Below are 7,407 nucleotides of genomic sequence, written 5' to 3' on the forward strand. Positions count from 1 at the left end.
TTATTTTCCTTATACCACTAACGCACCATTTAGTTTAATAAGAATGAATAGATTTAAACTTTCTTCCGATAAAGTTAGCAGGTACGGGGGTGAGTTCTATTTCTCTTGACCAAACAGAGAGTTGACCAATGTGGTGAATCTCATGAGCAATTATATGGTGTAATATTTCCTCAACAGTATATTTATCTTCATCCCAAGCAACACATACAGCTTTCTCTTTTAATTCATCTAAATTTTTTTTTAGAAATTCAGCTATTTCATTCCGGAATCTATCTGAAAGAGATTTAACCCTCTCAAGTGTATCATAATCAGCAAATTCAACTACTAGGTCTTCTTTACCTTGAATACCACGAACCCAACTATATTCAACATCAATAATGTGAAAAAGAGTATATAAAATACTTCCTACTCCTCCAGTTCGCTCTTTTATCAGCTCTTCATTTGATAGTTGATTACACCATTCAAACCATTCGTCTCTTACTTGCCAGTTATATTTTAAAAATTTTATCAATGTTAACACTCCCCTATATAATTGTTTATAGCAATAAGAATTAGCTTTTGTCACTAAAACCCCTCTTTTTATTGAAGTAACCTGCCCTGTTAGTTCAATAAAACAAGCTCTAGATAAGTAATCTCGAGCAAAAGTGTTGCACTTTATTAAAACAGCACGTCTTTTTTTAACTTCGTGACTTTATTCCAAATCCGCATATAGACTATTTTTGAAGTTAAAAGCACGTTACTATTCTCTTATATTAATGAGAAAGGGTGACGTACTTTTTATGAATATCCATCAAAAACAAGAGTTATCTTTATGTGCCGAAGAGTTATATCGAAATATGTCTCCCGCTACACTTAATCAATTAGCTATAGAAGCAGGCGAGATGAAACGAAAACGTAAGTGCCATGGGTACCATTTCTTATCTTTGTGTGTATGGTTAAATCAACAAGTCGCTACTACCTCTCTTACTCAACTTTGTAGTCAGTTAGAAACCTCAACAGGAATTTTATTAAGTCCGGAGGGACTTAATCGACGCTTTAACTCAGCTTCTGTAGCTTTCTTTCGAACTGTATTTACTACACTTCTACAAGCTAAAATTGGAGGTTTATCTAAGATTTCTCATTCTCTTTCAGCTTACTTTGAGCGCATTCGCATCCTTGATTCTACAACTTTCCAAGTTCCAGATCGATTCGCAGCTACTTATCCTGGTGCCGGAGGATGCAGTCATAAAGCTGGTGTGAAAATTCAACTAGAGTATGACTTGTTGAGTGGGGAATTTTCTGATGTGGAAATTGAACCAGGAAAACGAAGTGATCAGGCATATAGTGCGACTCGAACAGGCATGGCACAAAAGAATGAACTATATATTCGTGACTTAGGATATTTTCGTTTACAAGACTTTAAGTCTATTCAAGACAAGCAAGGATATTATTTATCACGTCTTAAGTTACCAACTAAAATATACAGAAAAGAGTTCGAAACAGTTGTATTTAAAACAAAGCCCACTCAATTGAGACTGGTATATATACAAATTCATTTGGAAGACATCATGACACAATTACAACCTGGCCAAGTGTAAGAATTACATGATGTTTATGTAGGGAGTAAAGACAAACTACCTACTCGCATTGTGGTTTATAGATGTACCGAGGAGCAAAAACAGAAACGCCTACATGACCGAGCTATTCGCGAAAAGAAAAAAGGAATTACTTATACAGAGCGTACGAAGCTTTTACAAGGTATTACGGTATATATGACAAACATTCCTACGGAATGGGTACCAAAAGAGAAAATCTATGATTTATATTCACTACGTTGGCAAATTGAACTGTTATTTAAAATATGGAAATCTTGGTTTCAAATTCATCGTTGTAAATCTATTAAACAAGAACGATTAGAATGTTACCTTTATGGGCAACTCATTAGTATTCTATTATGTTCTTCTACCATGTTTAAAATGCGAGAACTCCTGTTACGGAAGAAACAGAAAGAGCTAAGTGAATATAAAGCGATGTACATAATTAAGGATTATTTTTCACTTTTTTACCAAGCATTACACAAAAACACCCAAGAATTATCAAAAGTTCTCCTTCGTCTGTTTAACCTCCTACAGCACAACGGACGAAAATCTCATCGATATGAGAAAAAGACAGTCTTTGATATTTTGGGTGTTGTGTATGAGTATACCACTTCTACTCATCATGTAGCATAGTAAAAAATTGAAGCCCGTCAGGGTTTATTTGATATGCCCACTTTTATAAAATCTATAAAAGATAATAAAAAGCTATATGGAAAGACCGCATTTTGTATAAAAATATACCTTAAGTTGATGGATGTGGGGTAGAGCCACATGCCGATCAAGCTAAAAATGGATTTTTTATGAAATTCCATTTTTTAAGTTGTGCCACTATTACCGTTTCTGTTTCGTTATCAGATAAGCTCAAATTTCTTCCTCATCTTAAAGTGGAACAAATTTATTACTTAAATTGTCTATTTAGTACACTTTTTAAATATGAATATATTTCTTAAAGTGGCTTCAATAATTTTAAGTAAATCAAGAGGAGAATTGAAAGGCAGGAGAAAGTAGCATGTCAGAAAATTATCGTTCTCGAGAGGAGCGACGACAAGTTAAAAAGAAAAAACAGCCTGCTGCTAAGAAACAAAAAGCAAAAGGTAAAACATCATTTTTTCGTAAGTTTTTAGTTAGTTGTTTATTACTTGGTATTGTGGGGTTAGTCGCAGGGGTTGCTACCTTTTTCGTTATGATCAAAGATGCTCCAAAACTTGAGAAAGCAAAACTTGTTAATCCGTTATCCTCAAAAATTTATGATAAAGATGGGAAATTGATATATGAATATGGAAAAGAAAAACGAACGAATATTATGTATGATCAGATTCCTAAGTTAGTAGAAAATGCGTTTTTAGCAACAGAAGATGCACGTTTTTACGAGCACAGTGGAGTAGACTATAAAGGTACTGCACGTGCAGCCGTAGTCAGCTTAAAAGGGGATTACGGCTCTCAAGGTGGAAGTACGATTACACAACAAGTTATTAAAAATTACTTCTTATCGATGAAAAAAACGTCAAAGAGAAAGGCGCAAGAAATATATTTAGCATATAAGCTAGAACAACAGTATTCAAAACATGAGATTTTAGAAATGTATTTAAATAAAGTTTACTTAGGTAACCGTTCATACGGAATCGCAACAGCAGTCCAAAATTACTATGGTAAGGAATTAAAAGATTTAACACTACCAGAAGTTGCAATGCTTGCTGGTTTAATGAAAGCTCCTAATAACTATGATCCAACGAAAGAACAAAATATCAAAAAAGCAACAGAAAGAAGAAATGTTGTACTTAAACTAATGAATCGACATGGTTATATTACAAAAAAAGAAATGGAAGAAGCATCAAAAGTTCCAGTAACAGAAGGACTTAAGAAAGCAACTGAACAAAAAGAAATGCCCTATCCAGCTTTTATGGATGCGGTTGTGAAAGAAGTTGAAAAAGAGTTGCCAGATGTTAATATCGGATCTGACGGTTTAGAAATTTATACAACATTAGATCCAAAGGCACAGGATTTTGCAGACAAACTTTTAAATAAAGATATTATTAATTATCCAAATGAGAAATTCCAAGGGGCTTTCACATTTATGGATACGAAAACAGGAGAAGTACGTGCAATTGGTAGTGGGCGTGGTGAAAATAAAGCTGTTTTTAAAGGACATAATATTGCAATTGAATTAAATCGCTCAGCAGGTTCAACGATGAAACCAATTTTTGATTACGCTCCTGCAATTGAATATCTAAAATGGGCTACTTACCATCAAATTGATGACTCTCCATTTAAGTACTCAACAGGACAAGAAGTTAGAAATGCTGATAGAAAGCATTTAGGACCAATTACAATGCGCGATGCATTGAAAACGTCCCGAAATATCCCGGCAATAAAAACTGCAAAAGAAGTAGGAATTAATAAATCAAAAGTTTTCTCTGAAAAGCTAGGTATTACATTTAATGTAGCACCGACCGAATCAACAGCGATTGGTACAAATGAAGCGTCACCGACTGAAATTGCAGGTGCTTATGCGGCATTTGGTAATGATGGTAAGTATACGAGGCCACATTTTGTTAAGAAAGTCATTTATTCAGATGGTAAATCAAAAAGCTTTGAGCAAAAGTCAAAACGAGTTATGAAGGATTCAACAGCATATATGATTACTGATATGCTTCGTACTTTTGTTTCATCTGGATTAGGTACAACAGCTAATATAGGTTCTTTAGATATAGCGGGTAAAACAGGTACAACAAACTATTCGTTAGAACAAATAGCACAATATAATCTACCAGAAAGTGCAACTCGTGATAGTTGGTTTGCTGGTTATACACCACAATATACGATGGCAGTATGGACCGGATATACAAAGGATAGTAAAGATGATTATATTAGTAGTAAAAATACGAAAATAGCTCAATTGATTTTTAAAGAAATGATGAGTAAGTTTGCTACAGATAAGTCACAATTTAAAATGCCAAACAGTGTAGTTCAAGAAGGTAGCGAATTACGCATTAAAGGTGAGAAGCATGATTCTTCTCCAAATACGAAAATAGCAAATACGACTGAACAGCCGAGTGAAAATAAGCAAAAAGAAAAGCAAAAGAAACAAGAAGAATTAAAGAAACTAGAAGAGCAAAAACAAAGTGAACCAAACAATGGTAGTGACCTAGGAAATAAAACACCACCAAACAATGGTAATGGCCAAGGAAATAAAACGCCGCCAAAAAGTGGTAGTGACCAGGGAGATACAACACCACCAAACAATGGTAATAGCCAAGGAAATAAAACGCCGCCAAAAAGTGGTAGTGACCAAGGGAATACAACACCACCAAACAATGGTAATAGCCAAGAAAATAAAACGCCGCCAAAAAGTGGCAGTGACCAAGGGAATACAACACCACCAAACAATGGTAATGGCCAAGGAAATACAGCGCCACCAAAAAGTGGTAGTGACCAAGGGAATACAATACCACCAAACAATGAGGATGACCATGGAACGCCACCGTCACCAAGTAATGATGGGAATACAGGAGAGGCTTCAGCTAATAATGGATAATATGTAATCATATAATCAAAAAACGCTATCCTTTTTGTATGGAGTGAACCCTGAGAATGAGACGATAAAAAACACCTCTCTAAATCGTAAGTATCAGTTATGATTTTAATGGAGGTGTTTTTCGTATGGGGAAAAAGGCGCATTATCCCGCCGAAATAAAGTGGAAAGTAGTTGAAATGAAACACCAAGGATTCAAAAATAAAGAAATTATGGATGCCTTAGGAATTAGACATGTGGCTCAAATTAAAACTTGGATGAAATGGTATCGTGAAGGCGAAACCTATCGGTTTGAACAATCTATCGGAAGACAATCTACACATGGAAAAGGCTTAAAAAGGTTAACAGAACTTGAACAAAAAGAATTAGAAATACGTTATTTAAAGGCAAAGATTATATTGCTGGAAAAGTGCCAAGAAATCTTAAGGAGGTGGGAGGAAAAGAAGAAATAATGAAAATGATAAAGGAATGGCAATCAATTTTTACAATTGCAGAACTGTGTTCCATATTTAATATTTCACGTGCTACTTATTATCGGTGGAAAAAGCAGGAGAAAACAGTAAATAATCATGAAGAAAAAACCGTAATAGAAATATGTCAACATCATAAATATCGGTATGGATATCGTCGGGTTACAGCTTGCCTACGTGATCAATTTAACATCGTAATGAATCATAAAAAAGTATTACGTATCATGAGAAAATACAACGTATTATCTCGGGTTAGAAAAAAGAAAAAGATATTTGTGCTCGGTCATGAACCAGTGGTAGCTAAAAATAGAATACAGCGGAAATTTAAAGCTACCAAGCTTAATGAAAAATGGTTCACTGATATCACGTATTTGATGTTCGGTAATAAGACTCTTTATTTTTCATCTATTATAGATGGGTTTAACAATGAAATTGTAAGTTATAAAATAGCTGAGACACAGGATGTTTCTCTTGTATTAGATACTCTAAAAGAGGCTTTAAGAAAGCGAAATGTGATTGATACGATTTTACATTCGGATCAAGGAAAGGTGTATACATCAAAACAATTTCAAACATATGCCAAAGAAAAAGGCATTATCACAAGCATGTCTCGTACAGGAAACGGCCATGATAATGCCCTCATAGAATCCTTTCATTCTCATTTGAAATTCGAAGGATTCTATGCGCAAAATATAAAACAATCGAATAATGATAGTATAATACAAACTGTGGATGAATACATCCACTACTATAATAATGAACGGATTCAGAGAAGATTAGATAATATGTCACCTATAGCTTATAGGAAACATGTTATCTAGGTGTTTTTTCTTTGTCTCACCAAATGGGGTCAGACCAGGATGGCGTTTTTTTCGTTTTTTGGATACAATTTTTTAGCTTAGTAACCCTGGGGGTGATATCCAGTTATTAAACAATTTAAACTTCGCTACCTCCACTTGAAATTGTTATAATTAAAATATTTTTAATATTAAGATAACGGAGAGGTGGAGAATGAAAATTGCAATAGTCTGTTTTGATAAATTTACTGATATAGATGTTTTTTTACCATGGGATTTATTAAATCGTGTACGTTTAGTTGGTGGTATTTCTGATTGGAATGTCCAACTATTAGGAACGGAAAAACTCATATATCCATGTCTGGCTTACGTATCCCCATGACAGGAAGCATATCTGATACTCCTTACGCTGACGCTGTAATATTTGCAAGTGGTAAGGGTGTACAAGATTTATATCAAAATCAAGAATACCTTAATAGCATTCATGTAGATTCTCAAAGACAATTGATAGGCTCTATGTGTTCTGGTTCACTACTACTAGGAGCTAAAAAATTGTTAACAGGTAAAAAAACAACTACATATCCATCCGTAGTAGAACAACTGAAAGAATTTAATGTAGACGTTATTGAGCAAAGTGTCGTAAACGAAGGAAATATCTCGACTGCTGCAGGTTGTTTTGCTGCTCAAGATCTCTCAGCTTGGATTATAAGAACCCTAATTAATGAAGACATGGTTGAAACTGTGTTAGAAACCGTTCGGCCAATGGGCAAAGGTTTATATTTTTAATTTCAAATCAAGTCAAGAAATTGGTTGTTTCCCAATACGAAAAAAACGAGTTGAATTCTCATAAAAAACTGTAAAATAATAAAATTTTCGTTTTGGGGATACTTCAAAATTATAGCTTGATGGGCATGTGGCGGTACCCCATCACCATCAACTTAAGAAATTAATTGTCCCCCAAAACGAAAAAAATGAGTCGAATTCGCATAAATAATTGTAAAAAGGTAAAATTCTCGTTATGGAGATGTCTC

Annotated in this window: 3 protein-coding genes and 2 pseudogenes; 4 read left to right on the forward strand and 1 reads right to left on the reverse strand. The window is 34.4% G+C overall.

Annotation, left to right across the window (positions count from 1 at the left end; all coding sequences use genetic code 11):
- Positions 1–34: 34 nt before the first annotated feature.
- Positions 35–511 carry a DinB family protein gene (locus tag ACTFN4_RS26675; RefSeq protein WP_439963072.1) on the reverse strand — a complete coding sequence of 159 codons (477 nt, stop codon included), beginning with the start codon at positions 509–511 and terminating at the stop codon, positions 35–37.
- A 268-nt stretch (positions 512–779) separates the two neighbouring features.
- On the opposite strand from ACTFN4_RS26675, the pseudogene ACTFN4_RS26680 reads away from it, so the two are divergent.
- The 4 genes and pseudogenes from ACTFN4_RS26680 (at position 780) to ACTFN4_RS26695 (ending at position 7,162) form a co-directional block, all read left to right on the forward strand.
- A pseudogene (locus ACTFN4_RS26680) lies at positions 780–2,210 on the forward strand (IS4 family transposase).
- Between the two features lie 376 nt (positions 2,211–2,586).
- Entirely contained in the window at positions 2,587–5,112 is a 2,526-nt protein-coding gene (locus tag ACTFN4_RS26685; protein ID WP_439963066.1) for a PBP1A family penicillin-binding protein, read from the forward strand.
- Positions 5,113–5,237: 125 nt separating this feature from the next.
- Positions 5,238–6,400 (forward strand): IS3 family transposase gene (locus ACTFN4_RS26690; protein ID WP_439963067.1). Its coding sequence is split into 2 segments (ribosomal slippage): positions 5,238–5,505 and positions 5,505–6,400, totalling 1,164 coding nucleotides; the frame shifts between segments, so codons are not numbered across the junction.
- Positions 6,401–6,590: 190 nt separating this feature from the next.
- Positions 6,591–7,162: pseudogene (locus ACTFN4_RS26695) on the forward strand (DJ-1/PfpI family protein).
- Positions 7,163–7,407 lie beyond the last annotated feature (245 nt).

The sequence above is a fragment of the Bacillus cereus group sp. MYBK95-2 genome (assembly GCF_051915225.1).
GTDB classification, from domain to species: domain Bacteria; phylum Bacillota; class Bacilli; order Bacillales; family Bacillaceae_G; genus Bacillus_A; species Bacillus_A cereus.

Bases quoted from the DNA above. Each gene is read 5' to 3' on its own strand.
- ACTFN4_RS26685 (WP_439963066.1), top strand. From the start codon at position 2,587: ATGTCAGAAAATTATCGTTCTCGAGAGGAGCGACGACAAGTTAAAAAG.